At 39.7% G+C, this 16,455-nt stretch carries 11 protein-coding genes, 1 tRNA gene and 1 pseudogene; 11 read left to right on the plus strand and 2 right to left on the minus strand.

Annotated features, from left to right (window positions below; all coding sequences use genetic code 11):
* The first annotated feature begins 6 nt into the window (after nucleotides 1-6).
* The 5 genes from E4N80_RS04220 (at nucleotide 7) to E4N80_RS04240 (ending at nucleotide 8,127) form a co-directional block, all read left to right on the plus strand.
* Nucleotides 7-2,952 (plus strand): AAA family ATPase, encoded by a 2,946-nt coding sequence (locus E4N80_RS04220; protein WP_253700632.1) that lies wholly within the window; start codon nucleotides 7-9, stop codon nucleotides 2,950-2,952.
* Between the two features lie 76 nt (nucleotides 2,953-3,028).
* On the plus strand, nucleotides 3,029-3,349 hold the full coding sequence (locus tag E4N80_RS04225; protein WP_253700633.1) for a hypothetical protein: 321 nt from the start codon (nucleotides 3,029-3,031) through the stop codon (nucleotides 3,347-3,349).
* The gene (locus tag E4N80_RS04230; RefSeq protein WP_253700634.1) at nucleotides 3,346-4,935 is read left to right on the plus strand and encodes a DUF8523 domain-containing protein; all 1,590 of its coding nucleotides are present in this window, start codon (nucleotides 3,346-3,348) and stop codon (nucleotides 4,933-4,935) included. The genes E4N80_RS04225 and E4N80_RS04230 overlap by 4 nt, the downstream gene beginning before the upstream one ends.
* A 46-nt stretch (nucleotides 4,936-4,981) precedes the next feature.
* Entirely contained in the window at nucleotides 4,982-6,604 is a 1,623-nt protein-coding gene (locus E4N80_RS04235; protein WP_253700635.1) for a leucine-rich repeat protein, read from the plus strand.
* A gap of 80 nt (nucleotides 6,605-6,684) precedes the next feature.
* The gene (locus E4N80_RS04240; RefSeq protein ID WP_253700636.1) at nucleotides 6,685-8,127 is read left to right on the plus strand and encodes a lyase family protein; all 1,443 of its coding nucleotides are present in this window, start codon (nucleotides 6,685-6,687) and stop codon (nucleotides 8,125-8,127) included.
* Nucleotides 8,128-8,131: 4 nt separating this feature from the next.
* On the opposite strand, the gene E4N80_RS04245 is transcribed toward E4N80_RS04240, so the two are convergent.
* A complete protein-coding gene (locus tag E4N80_RS04245) occupies nucleotides 8,132-9,364 on the minus strand; it encodes a CapA family protein (protein WP_253700637.1) in 1,233 nt (410 codons plus the stop codon).
* 95 nt (nucleotides 9,365-9,459) lie between these two features.
* Between E4N80_RS04245 and ppdK the strand changes: the two genes are divergently transcribed.
* The 6 genes and pseudogenes from ppdK (at nucleotide 9,460) to E4N80_RS04275 (ending at nucleotide 15,504) form a co-directional block, all read left to right on the plus strand.
* The gene (gene ppdK / locus E4N80_RS04250) at nucleotides 9,460-12,264 is read left to right on the plus strand and encodes a pyruvate, phosphate dikinase (protein WP_253700638.1); all 2,805 of its coding nucleotides are present in this window, start codon (nucleotides 9,460-9,462) and stop codon (nucleotides 12,262-12,264) included.
* 67 nt (nucleotides 12,265-12,331) lie between these two features.
* The gene (aroH, locus tag E4N80_RS04255) at nucleotides 12,332-12,712 is read left to right on the plus strand and encodes a chorismate mutase (protein ID WP_253700639.1); all 381 of its coding nucleotides are present in this window, start codon (nucleotides 12,332-12,334) and stop codon (nucleotides 12,710-12,712) included.
* 141 nt (nucleotides 12,713-12,853) lie between these two features.
* Nucleotides 12,854-12,925, plus strand: a tRNA-Glu gene (locus E4N80_RS04260).
* 568 nt (nucleotides 12,926-13,493) lie between these two features.
* Nucleotides 13,494-14,759: pseudogene (gene rho, locus E4N80_RS04265) on the plus strand (transcription termination factor Rho); the annotation flags it as partial.
* A 36-nt stretch (nucleotides 14,760-14,795) separates the two neighbouring features.
* Nucleotides 14,796-14,999, plus strand: coding sequence for a 50S ribosomal protein L31 (rpmE, locus tag E4N80_RS04270; protein ID WP_253700641.1), 204 nt, complete (start codon nucleotides 14,796-14,798; stop codon nucleotides 14,997-14,999).
* Between the two features lie 61 nt (nucleotides 15,000-15,060).
* Nucleotides 15,061-15,504, plus strand: coding sequence for an NfeD family protein (locus E4N80_RS04275; protein WP_253700642.1), 444 nt, complete (start codon nucleotides 15,061-15,063; stop codon nucleotides 15,502-15,504).
* Nucleotides 15,505-15,546: 42 nt separating this feature from the next.
* Here E4N80_RS04275 and sdaAA read toward each other — a convergent pair whose 3' ends face one another.
* Entirely contained in the window at nucleotides 15,547-16,437 is an 891-nt protein-coding gene (sdaAA, locus tag E4N80_RS04280) for an L-serine ammonia-lyase, iron-sulfur-dependent, subunit alpha (RefSeq protein ID WP_253700643.1), read from the minus strand.
* Between the last annotated feature and the right edge of the window lie 18 nt (nucleotides 16,438-16,455).

A 16,455-nucleotide genomic window follows, 5' to 3' on the forward strand; every position in this document is an offset into this window, starting at 1 on the left:
CGGGTTATGTTTCTTAAAAGTCTTGAAATTTTCGGATTTAAGTCCTTTCCCGATAGAGTAAAAATTGAATTTGCAGATGGTATAACAGCCCTCCTAGGTCCCAACGGCTGCGGGAAAAGTAACGTAGTGGATGCCGTAAAGTGGGTGTTGGGAGAGCAGTCGTCCCGTACTTTACGGGCCGACAAAATGGAAGACGTTATTTTTAACGGTACCGAAAAGAGAAATCAGCTTAATATTGCAGAAGTAACTTTGACTATAAGCAATGAAAAGGGCCTTTTGAGTTTAGATTTAAGCGAAATAGCCATAAAGAGGCGGCTTTATCGATCCGGGGAAAGCGAATATTTTATCAATAACCAGCCGGCAAAACTGCGTGAAATTAGAGAGCTTTTTTGGGACACAGGTGTCGGAAAGGCTGCATATTCCGTTATGGAGCAGGGAAAAATCGACCAGATTCTTTCAAGTAAACCTGAAGAAAGGCGTTATCTTTTTGAAGAAGCGGCCGGTATAACGAAATTTAAGGTAAAAAGGCAGGATGCGGAAAGAAAGCTGGAAAAAACTCAAGAAAATATGAAACAGATTGAAGCTGCTTTGGCCGAAGTCCGCAGATCTTATGATACCTTAAAAATTCAGTCTGAACAAACGATTAAATACCGTGAGTTAAAAGATGCAGTTTTTGAACATGAAAGGGATATTCAGCTTTTACGCTTAAAAAGTTTTGTAGACGGCCTTGCTGCAAAAAAACAAAGCTTAAAAGAAGCCTCCGAAAAAAGAGATTCCATACAGGAGCAAATTGACGGTATTCACGGACTTCTTTCCGAAAATATGGATATTGTAAATGGAATGGAAGAGAAGCTTAATGCTTACCGGACAAAGGTTCTAAACCTAGCCATAGAACAAAAAGGTAAGCAGGAGCAGGTTCAAATTTACAATAAACGCCGTTCCGAGCTTAAGCTAAAGCTTAACCAGCTGGAGGCTAAGACCTCTTCAACCAAGGAAAATATTGAAAGCCTTGAGGATGATATTTCAGAAAAAAATGCCGATGTTTTTGAGTTTAAAAAACAGGTTTCTGCAATAGAAAAAAATGCCGAAGACTTTGAAAAAAACATAGACTTGGCAAGCCATAAGATTACTTCAAATAAGGAAGAAGTAAAAAGACTTGAAGACGATATAAAAAGGCTTGACGATATGAGAGGAGATATGGAGCTTGAATTAAAGTCCATAACCGAAGATATCGTTACCGAACTTGATAAAAATTTAAGATCGGCAGGTTATTCCTCGGCAAATCGCTTGGAAGCCGAAAAAGACTTGGATGGGGCTTTAAACCGGTTAAAGGTTTTAATTACGGGAAAAAAAGCTATATTTTCCGACTTTGCCTCGATAGAAAATCACTCTGCAGATGATGTAAAAAAATTCGCAGAAGATTCCGTTCAAAGTTTTTCTTCACTTTTATCCATAAGCGATGAAATTCAAAATGCTCTTGAAAAATATAAAAAATCTTCGGCCGGCTTTATTGACGAGTTTTTGGCTCCTGAAGGTATTATTACCAAAAAAAGAGCCGTTGATGCCGCTATCTTGGAAAACAGGCAATCTATCGAAAATAACCGTACTAAAATTGCCGCTCTGATAGAAGAAAACAACGAGCTTTCAGTCAAGATAAACGACTATCGCAAAACCCTTGAAGACTTGCGTGTAAACAGGGCAAAGGTAGATGCTCAGGCAAAAAATGCCGAAGATCAGGTTAAGCTTTTAGAGCGGCAGCTTTCTTCAGAGAAAAAAATACTTCATGACCTTGAAAACGAATTTTTTACCGAAGAAAAACAATTAAAGCAAGCGGAAGAAGATATTTCGGAACTTGAAGGCGAGATAAATTCTTTGGAATATGAGGGAAGAAAGATAAGTGCCGAGCTTGAAAAACTTGAAAATGAAATTTCGATAAAAAACTCCGACCTTGCCAGTAAGAGGGGAAAGGTTGATAAGCTTACCGCAGAGCTTTCAAAGGCCAACTCTCTTTTGGAAAAATTCCATTTGGATCTAGCAGGGATTGAAGCCGACATACGTAACACAAAAGAAAATTTTAGAGAAAAACATTCCAGAGAGCTTATGGAATTTGAAGAGAGGATGTTTACTCTGACCTCGTCCGTAAGTGAACTTAGGGACAGTCTTTCTTCGATTAAGCAAAAGCTTGATTCTTTGGGACGGGTAAACTTTATGGCTCCCGAAGAATTTGAAAGCGTTAAAGAACGCTATGAATTTTTAACTAAACATATAAGCGATCTTGATAAGGCCCGTGCAGATTTGCAGAGGATTACGGACGAGATTACGGCCGAATCCACCGAGCTTTTTTTGGACACCTATAATAAAATTAAAAAGAATTTTCATAATATGTTTAGGAGACTTTTTGGAGGAGGAAGGGCAGAAATACGCTTAACCGATCCGAAAAATGTGCTTGAATCGGGAATTGAAATTTTTGCACAGCCCCCCGGAAAAAAACTTGAAAATATCAGTCTATTATCGGGCGGAGAAAAATCCATGACGGCGGTAGCTCTTTTATTTGCAACCTATATGGTAAAGCCTTCTCCGTTCTGTCTTCTCGACGAAATTGACGCCGCCCTTGATGAGCAAAATGTTACCCGCTTTGTTACTACTCTTCGTGAATTTGCAAATGTAAGCCAGTACATTGTTATCACTCATAATAAAAAGACCGTTTTGGGTGCAAATGCCATGCTGGGCGTTACCATGGAAGAATCGGGTGTTTCAAAGGTTATAGCCATAAGGCTGGATAATGAATCGGATCTGGAATCAAAAACTATGGACTTGGTCGATGAGCCCTTTGTAGAAGAAGATGTTGAGCCTGAGGAAGGAGTTTATATTCCGCCTCATCCGCCTAAAAGGATAAAAACCGTAAATGATGAGGAGGAAATTTCAGAAAACGATGATAGACCTCAAGAATAAGATAACTGATATTTTTAAAAACATTCGAGATTTCTTTTCTAATAACAGGAAGGCAGTTATTATAATTGTATGTATCTTGATTTTTATCCTAATTTTAAGCCTCTTGTTGATTTTAGTTTCACAAAAGAAAGATGATACATCACATTCCAAAACAAAACAAGCAGTTTTATCATCTAAAAATTCCGATTTTAAATCCGGTAAGGTAGATACCGATAAACTGCAAATTATAGATGAACCTCTTTATCTGCCGCCTATTCAGTTTTCACGGGAACAGCGTAAAATATGGGAGAAAGAAGAGGTTGACTATTGGTATGAGCCTCCTACGGAAGAGGATATGGAGGAACTGCATAAACAGAATAAAAAAATTGCCGATAAAATATTGGAGGCGGCTCCATGAAATTGTCAATACGTTTTATATTAATGTTATTTTTGATTTTTATCTTTTTGAATTCCTGTGCAAGTACCAAAAAAACTGCAGGCGAAAGTCTAGTCGAAGATAAAAAAACTGAGGATATTGCGGTCAATGAACCCAAACCTGAAACCGGTGAGGAATCCGATACTAAGACTCCCAAGGATTCTGAAAATGTTAAGGATTCCGAAAAGATTATAACCATGAAAGTACCTGAAGCCAAATCGGTAGAATCCGTTTCCGATCCTAAGCCTGTTGCCGATAAACCGGCATTGGAGCTTATAGTTGATACGGAGGATGAAAATGAGACTGCCCCGTCAAATAATGAAACTGTCCTATCGAATGAGACAAAACTAGATTTACCTTCTGTAATTAAACCTGCTCCTTTAGAACAGCCTGAAGAAAAAAAACCTCAGGATTCGGCGCCTTTAACATCTCATCAGTCCGTCACAAACAAGTCTGATAAAAAACAAATAATAAAGCCGGCTGATGATCCTAATAAGATTACTAAGCCTGAAATTAAAAAGGAATCTTCAGAAAAACCCGTAATAAGTTCCGATAAAGCTCCTACAGCTGCAGAAACAAAACCTTCTATTCCGGAAGTTTCCGGCATATCCAATGAAGATAATTCCAATACGGATAATTTAGATAAAAACCTTGTGAACGAAGAAAAAATTAAGGATAGTGAGCCTGCCCGCGTTTTTTCGGAATTTCCAAGTACCGAACCTGATGACTCAAAAGAAGAAAAAGCTTCCCGTTCTGTAAAGCTTTATACGGGGCAGAGGCTTGAAGTTGTATACCCCGGAGAGGGTTGGGTATACTTAGGTGAGTCCACTGCACAAAAAGGCATAAAGTATCAACAAAGAAAACTTCAAAGCGGTACATCTATTTTTCATTTTGGTACGGTAAATGAAGGCACATATATTCTTAACTTTTCATACTTTGATGTTTTTTCTGATAATTTTATTTCGGATTCTATTGCCGTTCATGTCGAAAAAGCAAAAACAAAACTGAGCGATATAGTTAAAGCACCCGATTATAAGGGGACTATAAACACTCAGAAGGAAAATAAGCCGGATTTAAAAAAGGAAAATAAATATGGTGAGGATAAAGGAAAGGTTAAGGCTGATACATCTTCATCTAACACATTAGATAGAGTTTCAGCCGGAACACCTTTAAAGGCTGAGTCTTCTACTAAAAAAAATGAGAATTCCAAGGTTTATGATTCCCCTGATATTTTAACCGTAACCGAAAAACCTGAATCAAAAACAGCCGGAAAAGATTTAAAATCGGCTTCAGAGATGCTGGATATGATAAAGGGCTATATTTCGGAAGGAAATGCAGCAAATGCTCTAAATTCGGCAGAGGATTTTTTTAAAAATTACTCGGTAAGTTTGGATGAAGCCTTATTTTTACGCGGTCAAGCATATGAGTTAAACGGACCGAATAAAAACGTAAAAAAAGCCTTGGAAGCCTATCAAACCTTGACTAAAGCCTATCCTGAAAGCAAATTTTGGGATAAAGCAGATGCAAGAATAAGGTACATTAAAAAATTCTATATCGATATAAAATAAAATGAATCAAACGAAGAAAAAAGTATTAGCTATTATAAAGATTCTTATGATGACAGCTGTATGTATGCTGCCGCTGTTATGTATAAGCCCGCTTACTGCAGAGGAAACTGATGAACTACGGACACTGCAGAAAGAGGCTGAAAAAGGACTTGCCGAATCACAAAACAAGCTAGCCGGTTTATATTATGAGGGTAAGGGCCTAACGAAAAATTACGAAACAGCGGCATACTGGTATCGTAAAGCCGCCAAACAAGGTCATATATTAGCTCAGAACAATCTTGCAGATATGTTTGTAGAAGGAAAAGGTGTAGAGCAAAGTTATAAGCAAGCCGTTTACTGGTACAAAAAATCAGCCGAACAGGGACATGCCTGGGCACAAAACAACCTTGGCTTTATGTATAAGGAAGGATTGGGTGTAGAGCAAAATTATAAACAAGCCGTTTACTGGTATAGTAAAGCAGCGGAACAGGGGCTTTCTGAGGCTCAGAATAATCTTGGTTTTATGTATAAAACAGGACGGGGGATAGAGCAAAGCTATGAGTCAGCTGTTTACTGGTATCGTAAGGCCGCTGAACAGGAACTTGCCGAAGCACAGTTTAACCTTGGAAATATGTACTTTGATGGTTTAAGCCTTGCAAAAAATCATGAACAGGCCGCAGAATGGTATTTCAAAGCAGCGGAACAAGGGCTGGCTAAGGCTCAGAATAAGCTCGGCTGGATGTACCACAATGGGATTGGAGTTGAGCAAAATGATGAAAAAGCCGTCTACTGGCATCGAAAAGCAGCGGAACAGGGAGATGCCGAAGGCCAGTTTAGTCTCGGCTGGCTGTATTATCAGGGAATAGGAGTAAAAAAGGATTATAAAAAAGCTTCCGAATGGTTTGGTAAAGCTGCGGATCAGGGGCTGACTGAGGCACAAGCAAAGCTTAAGGAATTAGAAGAACAGTTACAGAAAAACACAAAGCCCTTACTAATCATTGATAAAGACGGCACGCTCACCGGACTTACCGATAAAACAAAACTGCAAGGAAAACTTATACTTCCTGCAGAGGTTAAAAAAATAGGTGAGAATGCTTTTTACGACTGTAAGGGGTTAACTGAAATCGACTTTTCTGCCTGTACAAATCTTGTCGACATAGGCAGATGGGCTTTTTTTGGCTGTACCGGCTTAACTGAAGTCCGCTTACCTGCAAGTCTTACCAAAATCGGTTACTGGGCTTTTGACGAGTGTACAGGTTTAACTGAAGTCCGTTTACCTGCAAGGCTTACCGAAATCGGTAAAGGAGCTTTTGCAGCCTGCAGAAATTTACATAGGCTGGTAGTCGCCCCGGAAAACACAAGCTATTACAGTAAGGATAATGTGATATACACAAAGAATATGAAAAAACTTATATGTGCAGCCGGAGGTATTACACAAATTTCCATACCTGATACTGTTGCCCAAATCGAGGGATGGGCTTTTGACGGTTGTACCGGCTTAACTGAAGTCCGTCTGCCTGCTAGTCTTACCGAAATCGGTGAATGGGCTTTTTCAGGCTGTACCGGTTTAATAAAGTTGGATATTTCCGCTTGTAAAAATCTTACCGAAATCGGTGAGCAGGCTTTCTATGGATGTAAAAACTTAGAAGAGATTAAAAAACTGCTCAAAGACAGTACCGGGACTCCCTAGTTCTTATGATGAATGAAGCTTGTATAAGCCGGATTTTAAACCGCTTGACTAAACATCTTCTTTAGGTCATTATATCGGACATGGAAACAAGAAGTATTTTTAAAAATATATCGCCGATAGATCATCGTTATTCCCTTCCGCAAGGAGGTCTTTATGATGAACTGTCGGTTTTTTTATCGGAAGAAGCGGGCATCGTTTATTGTGCCATGGCCGAAATGGCCCTTGTAAAGGCTCATCTTAAAATCTCAGAAGAAAAAAAAGACTCTTTACTTCCCAAACTGAGCAGCGAGCTTGAAAAAACATTGGATGATATTGCATTAAATATCGATCCTTCCGAAGTTTATGAAGAAGAACATAAGACCCAGCACAATATAAGGGCCTTGGTAAATGTATTAAAGAAAAAAGTCCCCGAAAATACAGCTCCCTTGGTTCACCTTGGGGCTACCAGTGCCGACATTCTCGACACGGCCTTTTCTATGAGGATAAGGGATGCTGTCATAAAGGTAATAATTCCTCTTTTAAAGAAAACCGAGCTTTTGCTTTGCGATATAACTGAAAGAGAGGCTGAAACGCCTCAGGTCGGGCGTACTCACGGTCAGCATGCGGTTCCGATTACCTTCGGCTATGCCGTTTCCGAATATGTAGCCCGTCTGGGTAAGTCGATTTTAAAAATGGAAGAGCTTGTAAAAGATTTACGCGGAAAATTTGCCGGAGCCGTAGGGGCTTATAATGCAGCTTCTTTAATAGTTTCCGAGCCTATGAGGTTTGAAAAAATCTATCTTGATTATCTCGGCTTAAAGCCTTCCGAATATTCTCATCAGCTTGTGGAGCCCGAATACATGCTCCGCCTCCTTCTTGAAGCCAATATTGCCTTCGGCATAATTGCAAACCTTGCAGACGATTTACGCAATTTGCAAAGAACCGAGATAGGGGAGGTTTTTGAATATTTTAGTGCAACACAGGTAGGCTCTTCCACCATGCCTCAAAAGCGTAACCCATGGAACTCCGAGCATGTAAAAAGCTTGTGGAAGACCTTTTCTCCACGCGTGATGAGTTTTTATATGGACCAAATCTCGGAGCACCAAAGAGATTTATCCAACTCTGCAAGTCAGAGGTTTATAGCCGATTATCTGACAGGCCTTGCCTTGGCCTTTAACCGCATGAATTCAATCTTAAAGGGCTTGCAGGCCGATAGGGAAAACATGCTTAAAAACCTCTTACAGGGAGGTGGAAAGGTTAGGGGAGGCGTTATGGCTGAGCCTGCTTATATTCTTTTGGCGGAATGCGGTGTTTCCGATGCCCATGAGGTAATACGCAAGATTACCCTTGCTGCCGAAAATCAAAAGATAAGTTTTTATGAAGCCTTAAAAGCCGAAGAAAAGGTCTTTGCCCTTGTTACGGAAAGATTAAAAGAGCTTAACTTTGATAAGCCCGAAGAATTTTTTGCAAACCCCGAACGCTACCGAGGTCTTGCAAACGTAAAAGCAAAAGCTTTAGCCGAAAAGTATAAGGCCTTAATGTAAGTTTTTATTTTAGCTTAGGCAAGTAAGCCCTCATAAGCTCAAGCCTTTTAAGATAGTAGGCCCTTTCTTTTTCGGGAAGGGTCTCAATCCATTCTTGGGTAAACCGTTTTATTACGGGGGCATCTTTTTCATTATAGTTTGTAATTAAAACAGGGGCTGCCTCTATTTCAGGCTGCAAGATACCGTTTATTTTTTTTAAATGTAACTGCATTATTATTGAGTCTCCCGTATATTCCCTGTAATAGGCCGGATCGGCATAGTTCACCTTCCACCTTTGACCCGAAATAAAATTTCCCATAGAGTACATAAAAAAGGCATTTTTTTTAACCTTAGGCGGTTTTGCCGGCTGCTCCTTACCTTCTTTTTTATTTACATAAAAAATATCTTCCTCTGAATTTTCATTTAAAAGTTCCACTTCGGAAAGCTCCCAATCCTGTAAAACATGGGGATGATTAGCCCAGACTACATCTATTCCTGCTTGGGCCAAAGCCTTAAACCATGTCTTTTTACTATCTAAAACCTTAAGGCCGTATTCCGCCTCATTTAGATGAAGGGAAAGAATAAAAATATCGCAAGGATTTTCTTCCCTCATTTTTTTTATGGATAAAAGAAGTTTTTCCCTTCCTGCCTTTGTGGGTTCCGAGTAATAAAGCCTGTGCTTTGATTTGCCGTGAGAGTTGACAAGTTCCGTTATAGATAAAAATAAAATTTTCCAGCCTTTTTTTTCAATTAAGACAGGTTTAAAGTCTTCATCTTCTTTGTTTTTTAAACCGGAAGAAAAAAGCTCTTTATTTTTATATTCTTCTTTTAAAGCATTAAAGCTTTTAATTGTGCCGTCAATTCCCTGAATGCCTTGATCGTTGGTGTGATTATTGGCAAAGGAAAAGACATCGAATCCCCCATCTATTGCAGCTTTAAAATAATCTTTATGTATATTAAAACATGGAAAGCTTGAAAGCGGCCTTTCCTCACAGACCGGTGTTTCTACATTTCCAAAAGTTAAATCATCATTTAAAAGAATATCCCTGACATCATCATAAATTCGATTGTAGTCTTTCATTTTAAAATTGACATCATGAGCCATAATGTCGCCTGAGAAGCTTAAAACAAGTTCGCTTATATTGTTTCCTTTTTCAGGTAATTTTGATTCCGGAATTTCAGTTGAATTACAGGAATTTAAAACAAAAACCGCCGCTGTGATAAATAAAAATAAATAATAGTTAAGATTTTTTTTCATAATTATTATAATTATACATTGACAATTGATATTATACAAGATACAATATATAAATATATTGTAATAATTGTTCAATGTTCAAGGAGGACAATGCAATGGCAAAGTCAAAATATGTATATTTTTTTGGCGGAGGTAGCGCTGAAGGTAATGGTACGATGAAGGAAGTATTGGGAGGCAAGGGTGCCGGTTTGGCAGAAATGACGGCTATAGGTCTTCCCGTTCCTGCCGGATTTACTATTACAACCGAGGTTTGCGAAGAGTATTATAAAAATAACAGAAAGTATCCTGTTGAACTAAAAGCTCAAGTCGAATCTTATCTTTCAAAATTGGAAAAAATTACCGGAAAAAAACTTGGGGACAAAAAAGATCCTTTGTTGGTTTCCGTTCGATCGGGGGCTCCCGTTTCGATGCCCGGAATGATGGAGACAATTTTGAATTTAGGTCTAAATGACCAATCCGTTCAAGGCTTGGCCGAAAAGACCGGAAATTTAAGGTTTGCCCTGGATGCTTATCGTAGGTTTATTTTGATGTATGGTTCTACGGCAATGAACATTGAACGTGAAAAATTCGATAAAATTTTTGATGATGTAAAAGAAAAAAGAACAAAAAAGCGTCTTAATCTTGCACAATCTGCAAAAGTGTCGGATACCGATGTAAACGAACCTGAATTACAGGAAGTTATTGATAGATCTAAAAAACTTTATGAAAAAGAAATAAAAGCTCCCTTCCCCCAAGATCCTATAAAACAGCTTTGGGGTTCTATAGGGGCCGTATTCGGTTCTTGGATGTCCGATAAGGCCGTTACTTACAGAAGGGTTGAGAACATTGTAGGAATCCGCGGTACGGCTGTAAATGTTATGCAGATGGTATTTGGAAACAAAGGAGATAATTCGGGGACAGGAGTCTGCTTTACACGCGATCCGAATTCGGGTAAGAACGACTTTTACGGCGAGTATCTCTTTAATGCCCAAGGCGAGGATGTTGTTGCAGGAATCAGAACTCCTATTAAGCTCGATGTATTTGCAAAAAAAGATCCCGCCGCTTATAAAAAACTTTGCAATGCCCGCAAAATTCTTGAAAAGCATTATAAGGATATGCAGGATATGGAATTTACCGTTGAAGAAGGTGAATTGTACATGCTCCAGTGCCGAACCGGTAAGAGACTTCCTGCAGCTGCCTTCCAGATGGCTGTAGATATGGTGGAAGAAAAACTTATAACCAAGGAAGAAGCAGTTAGCCGTATTAAGGCTTCGGATATTGAAGGCGTATTCTACAAGGCCTTGGATTATTCGAAGGCTGCCGATTTAAAATCCGCCCATCTTGTAGACGGTATTCCTGCCGTTCCGGGAGCTGCCTGCGGTATAATCTGTCTTTCGGCAGAAGCTGCGGAAGCTGCTTCAAAGGACGGTAAAAAAGCAGTTTTAGTCCGCCATGAAACAAGTCCCGAAGATGTAGGCGGTATGCACGCTGCCGAGGGAATTTTAACCGCAACCGGCGGAAAAACCAGTCATGCAGCCGTAGTTGCCAGAGGCTGGGGAAAATGCTGTATAGTAGGCTGTGAAAATTTAAGAATCGATTACGAGAAAAAGGAAGTTTCTGCCAAGGGCATTGTTTTAAAAGAAGGCGATTATATAACCTTGGACGGTTCAAAGGGCGCTGTTTACAAGGGCGAGTTACCCTTAATTACTCCTAAGCCTCCTGCAGCCTATAAAAAAATCATGGAATGGGTTGATCAGATACGAAAAATAAAAGTAAGAACAAATGCCGATACGCCCGAAGATGCCAAGATAGCCGTAGGCCATGGAGCTCAAGGTATCGGTCTTTGCCGAACCGAGCACATGTTCTTTAGCGATGAAAACAGGATACAGGCAATACGTGAAATGATTATTGCAGAAAACAAGGAAGCAAGAGAAAAGGCTCTAAAAAAACTTCTTCCTTATCAGACAAAGGATTTTGAGGGTATCTTTAAGGCTATGAACGGTTATCCCGTAACTATCCGCTTGATAGACCCGCCCTTACACGAATTTGTTCCTCATGACAAAGAAGGTCAGCAAAAGTTGGCCGAAAAGCTTAATATAAGTTTTGCAAGTGTAAAAAACCGTGTAGACCAGCTGACCGAAGCAAACCCGATGTTGGGACACAGAGGCTGCCGCTTGAGCATTACCTATCCTGAAATTCTTGAGATGCAGGTTACTGCCATTATAAATGCAGCCTGCACGGTTCAAAAGAAAGGAATTGCCGTTTTACCCGAAATAATGATTCCTCTTACAATCGATGCAAAAGAATTTAAAATTTTGGAAAAGAGGATTCGAGCAGTAGCTGACGATATTATAGAGAAAAAGGCTAAGGATAAAAAGCTTAAGTACATGGTCGGTACTATGATTGAAACTCCAAGGGCTGCTCTTCTTGCAGACAAAATAGCAGAACATGCTGAATTTTTCTCATTCGGCACAAATGACCTTACGCAGATGACCATAGGTATAAGCCGAGATGATGCAGGTAAATTCCTTCCCGAATATGTAGATGAAAACAAGGCCGGCGTATTTAAGGCTGACCCCTTCCAGTCATTGGATCAAGAAGGTGTCGGTATCTTGGTAGCTTCCGCTATTCAAAAGGGAAGAGGAGTCAAAAAGAACTTGGAAATAGGTGTTTGCGGTGAACACGGAGGAGACTTAAATTCGGTTAAGTTTTTCTGCAGGGCAGGAATGGACTATGTTTCCGCTTCACCCTTACGGGTTCCTATAGCAAGGCTTGCCGCAGCTCAGGCTGAAGTTGAAGCTTCAAAAACTAAGGCCGGTGTAAAAAAGCCAGCCAAGGCTGCCGCTAAAACCTCAAAGGCTTCCGAAAAAACAAAGGCAAAAACCGCTAAGAAGCCGGCTAAGAAGCCTTCTAAAAAATAATTAATTTTGAAGTACTGCACCATTGTAATAAGCGAAGGTGCAGTACTTTAATTTAGACTTTGTAAAAATGAGCTTGATAAAAAAATTACGGGCTTTACGTGGGGCCGTATGTTGCGAAGATAGTGAAGCCGGTATATCTTCGGCAGTCGTGAATCTTTACAGCCGAATGTTAAGAGAAAATTCCCTACCTGAAAAGGATATAGTTTCAATACATTTTACGGTTACCTCCGATATAAAGGCTTTAAATCCTGCATCTGCTTTAAGAAGGAATGGTTTTGCGGAAAACACGGTCCTTTTTTGTGCTTTAGAGCCCTGTATGGAAGGCAGTTTACCAAAAACCATTAGAATCTTAATTTATTATTATTCTAGGAAAAAGCCGAGTCATATTTATATGGGCGGAGCTGAGGTTTTAAGACCTGATTTGATAAGCAAGACGGATAGCAAGTAAGTTTAAGGTAAACCTCTAAAAAACTGAAGTTTTTAGAGGTTCCTAAAAGATTTTTTGAAATTTTGCTTGACATAATTATAAAAATATGATATATTCCTTTCTTGTCAATGCAATGCGTTTCAACGCGATGTGTTTTACCATGTCTCCTTCGTCTAGTGGTTAGGACATCGGGTTTTCATCCCGACAACAGGGGTTCAATTCCCCTAGGAGATGGATACCCTCGATAAAATCGAGGGTATTTTTTTAGTATCTTAAAGCTAAAAAAAAGCTTTACTTGACAAAATAAAATAAATTTGTTAGACTAAAAATCTATTCAACAGTAACAATTCATTTTACATGTCTTTTTCGGTTCCTCAAGCCGAATACTGAATTTTGGAATGATATATTTAAGTTACGAACATAGGAGAAAAATCCGATGACAATAAGAAAAAGGAAAACTTTGCCGCAAACCTCTGAGGATACCTTGTTTAATGACGGTATTAACTCTGATGGAGACTTGAGTCTTAGTCCGGCCGGCTCACAGGCTGAAGATCGGTCTGCCTCATCAAGTGAGATTCAAGCTGTTGCAGAGCAGATTGAACAGGATGCAGTTGATGAAAATCTTGAAAAAAAAGTTGTTGTCCGTTCTCGAGGACGCAAAAAAACAGAAAGTTCTTCTGATGAAGCTGAAACTAAATCGTCAAAAAGAACTAATATAACTGCAAAAAAACGCATGCCTAAAGATGTTCAAGAAGAAAAAGAAGAAGTCCCGCCCGTATCGGATCCTTCTTTTAAAATCATTATAAACGATCTTACAAAGATGCGTATGCATGATTTAAGGGATATGGCCATAAAATACGGCGTACCGGAGGATGAACTTTCCTTAATGAAAAAACAGGATGTGATTTACCACATTCTTAAAAACCATACAAATCAGGGCGGCACAATCTTTGCTTCCGGTTCTTTAGAGACCCTTCCTGACGGATACGGTTTTTTACGCTCGCCTCAAAACAGCTATTTAACCGGAACTGATGATGTTTATGTTTCTCCCAGCCAGATAAGACTTTTTAATCTTAAAACGGGAGATACGGTTTACGGTCAAATCCGATCTCCAAAAGAGGGTGAAAGATATTTTGCTCTTTTAAGGGTTGAAACCGTCAACTTTGATGAGCCTGCAAAATCACAGCGACGTATTCCGTTTGATAACCTCACCCCCCTTTATCCTAAAGAAAAATTAAACCTTGAAACAACTACTCAAGAAATTTCTACCCGAATTATGAACTTGTTTTGTCCAATAGGAAAGGGTCAGAGAGGATTGATTGTTGCTCCTCCTCGTACGGGAAAAACGATAATGCTTCAAAAAATAGCCAATGCAATTACCGCCAATCATCCCGAAGTTTATCTTATAGTTCTTTTGATAGATGAACGTCCCGAAGAAGTTACCGATATGGAACGCACGGTAAATGCGGAAGTTATTTCTTCTACCTTTGATGAGCAAGCAACCCGCCATGTTCAGGTTGCTGAAATGGTGCTTGAAAAGGCAAAACGCCTTGTTGAGCACAAGAGGGATGTAGTTATTCTTTTGGATTCAATTACCCGTTTGGCAAGGGCTTATAACCAGACGATGCCTACTTCGGGTAAGGTCCTATCCGGAGGTGTGGATTCAAACTCTCTTCATAAGCCTAAACGCTTTTTCGGCGCCGCTAGAAATATCGAAGAAGGCGGAAGTTTAACGATAATAGCTACGGCTCTTATTGAAACAGGCAGCAAGATGGACGAGGTTATTTTTGAAGAATTTAAGGGAACCGGTAATATGGAAGTAAACCTAGACAGAAAGCTTTCAGACCGCCGCTTATTCCCCGCAATCAATATAAAACGTTCCGGAACTCGAAAAGAAGAGCTTTTATTAACGGAAGCAGAGATGCAGCTTATGTGGATATTACGCAAATTCATCAGCTCTATGGATGATGCCGATATCATCGAATTCTTAATAGATAAAATGAATAAGAGCAAGAATAATGAAGCGTTCTTAAAATCAATGAATGCCGGTCTTGCACAAAAAGAATAAATATTGTATATTATAACACTACCTTGGGAGGTTTGTATGAAAAAAGATATTCATCCGAAATATGAAGAAACAACCGTTACTTGTGCTTGCGGAAACGTAATAAATACGTGTTCTACAGCCAAAGATATCAAGGTTGAAATCTGCTCGCAGTGCCATCCTTTTTTTACAGGAAAACAAAAGCTTGTTGACACTGCAGGACGAATTGATCGCTTTAAGAAACGATACAATATTAAAGACTGATTGTCTTTATAGAGCTAAGCACGGGGTTTCTCGTGCTTATGCTTTTTCTAGGAGGTAGTTTATGGGATGGTGGTCTATCTGGCTTTTGGTTGGTGTTATTTGCATAGGCTTGGAGCTTATAATTCCCGGCCTTGTTATTATCTTCTTCGGCTTTGGGGCTGTTTTTACTTCCGTTTTTAGTTTAATTCCTTTTATTAATCAAGCTCTTTGGTTTCAAATAATAATCTTTGTTGTTTTTTCGGTTCTCTCCTTGATTTTTTTGCGTAAAAAATTTACTCCTGTTTTTAAGGGTACTATTTTTTATCCCGATAAAAAAAGCGGTAAAGAAGGAGACGAATTTGCCGATGTTATTGAAACGGTTTTTCATAACAAAGAAGGCAGAATAAAGTATCAGGGCACGACATGGAGTGCACGCTCTCTTTCGGAAGAAATTCCTGAAGGCTCAATGGTGAGGGTCCTAAGGCGGGAAGGGCTTACCTACATTGTTGAAAAGGCTGAAAAATAACTTTTAAGGTCCTTTAAAAATTCGGTTTTTAGAAGATTCCTTTTATAAAGTTTTTCCGAATATTTCTTTTTGAAGTCTTTTGCCTGTAGCTGTACAGGCGAGGCCCCCTTCGGCAGTTTCTCTCAAGGCTGAAGGCATAGAATCTCCGACTTTTTTCATGGCTATTATAACCTCGTCTACGGGGATAGCACTTTTGATTCCTGCTAATGCAAGCTCTGCCGCCGTAAAGGCAAGGCTTACGCCGGAAGCATTCCGTTTTACGCAAGGAACTTCAACCAAGCCTGCTACAGGGTCGCAAACAAGACCTAAGATACATTTAAGGGCAATAGCCGTTGCATGGCCTACCATTTCCGGGGTTCCTCCGCACATTTCTACTATAGCTCCTGCTGCCATGGCTGAGGCCGAGCCGCATTCGGCTTGACATCCGCCCTCAGCTCCCGAAATGGAAGCAGTGTTGGCTATAACCATGCCGATAGCTCCGGCAGTAAACAAGGACATAACTGCATCTTCTTTTTTTACATCCTTTGTTTTTAGAACGGCTCCGATTGCACCGGGGAGAATACCGCAAGAGCCGGCAGTGGGGGCTGCAACTATTTTTCCCATTGAAGCGTTTAATTCGGAAACGGCCATAGCCATTCTTATGCCGTTAGCAAGGAGGGGGCCGCAGAGGGCTTTTCCGTTTTCAGATCTTTCGTATATTTTATAAGCATCTCCGCCCGTAAGCCCGCTTGTAGAGCGTATATCAGGGTTTGTTCCCTTTTCAATCGCTTCAAGCATTACGTTTAAATGCTCCTGCATTCTTTCAAAGCACTGTTCCTTAGTTTCTTCTAGGGCGGATCTTTGGTCTTCTAAAATAATATCCGAAATTCTTAAAGAGTTTTCGGCTGCTTTTTGTATCAGGTCTTCTATTTTTTTATACTCTATTGTTTTCATAGTTTATACCCTTTTAAA

It is taken from the genome of Treponema denticola (assembly GCF_024181605.1).
Classification (GTDB): domain Bacteria; phylum Spirochaetota; class Spirochaetia; order Treponematales; family Treponemataceae; genus Treponema_B; species Treponema_B denticola_B.

What these genes read in the sequence shown, in the direction of transcription:
- E4N80_RS04275 (WP_253700642.1), top strand. Translation starts at nt 15,061, where the DNA reads ATGGGATGGTGGTCTATCTGGCTTTTGGTTGGTGTTATTTGCATAGGC.
- aroH (WP_253700639.1), top strand. Translation starts at nt 12,332, where the DNA reads ATGAGCTTGATAAAAAAATTACGGGCTTTACGTGGGGCCGTATGTTGC.
- ppdK (WP_253700638.1), top strand. Translation starts at nt 9,460, where the DNA reads ATGGCAAAGTCAAAATATGTATATTTTTTTGGCGGAGGTAGCGCTGAA.
- E4N80_RS04220 (WP_253700632.1), top strand. Translation starts at nt 7, where the DNA reads ATGTTTCTTAAAAGTCTTGAAATTTTCGGATTTAAGTCCTTTCCCGAT.
- E4N80_RS04240 (WP_253700636.1), top strand. Translation starts at nt 6,685, where the DNA reads ATGGAAACAAGAAGTATTTTTAAAAATATATCGCCGATAGATCATCGT.
- E4N80_RS04235 (WP_253700635.1), top strand. Translation starts at nt 4,982, where the DNA reads ATGATGACAGCTGTATGTATGCTGCCGCTGTTATGTATAAGCCCGCTT.
- sdaAA (WP_253700643.1), bottom strand. Translation starts at nt 16,437, where the DNA reads ATGAAAACAATAGAGTATAAAAAAATAGAAGACCTGATACAAAAAGCA.
- E4N80_RS04230 (WP_253700634.1), top strand. Translation starts at nt 3,346, where the DNA reads ATGAAATTGTCAATACGTTTTATATTAATGTTATTTTTGATTTTTATC.
- E4N80_RS04245 (WP_253700637.1), bottom strand. Translation starts at nt 9,364, where the DNA reads ATGAAAAAAAATCTTAACTATTATTTATTTTTATTTATCACAGCGGCG.
- rpmE (WP_253700641.1), top strand. Translation starts at nt 14,796, where the DNA reads ATGAAAAAAGATATTCATCCGAAATATGAAGAAACAACCGTTACTTGT.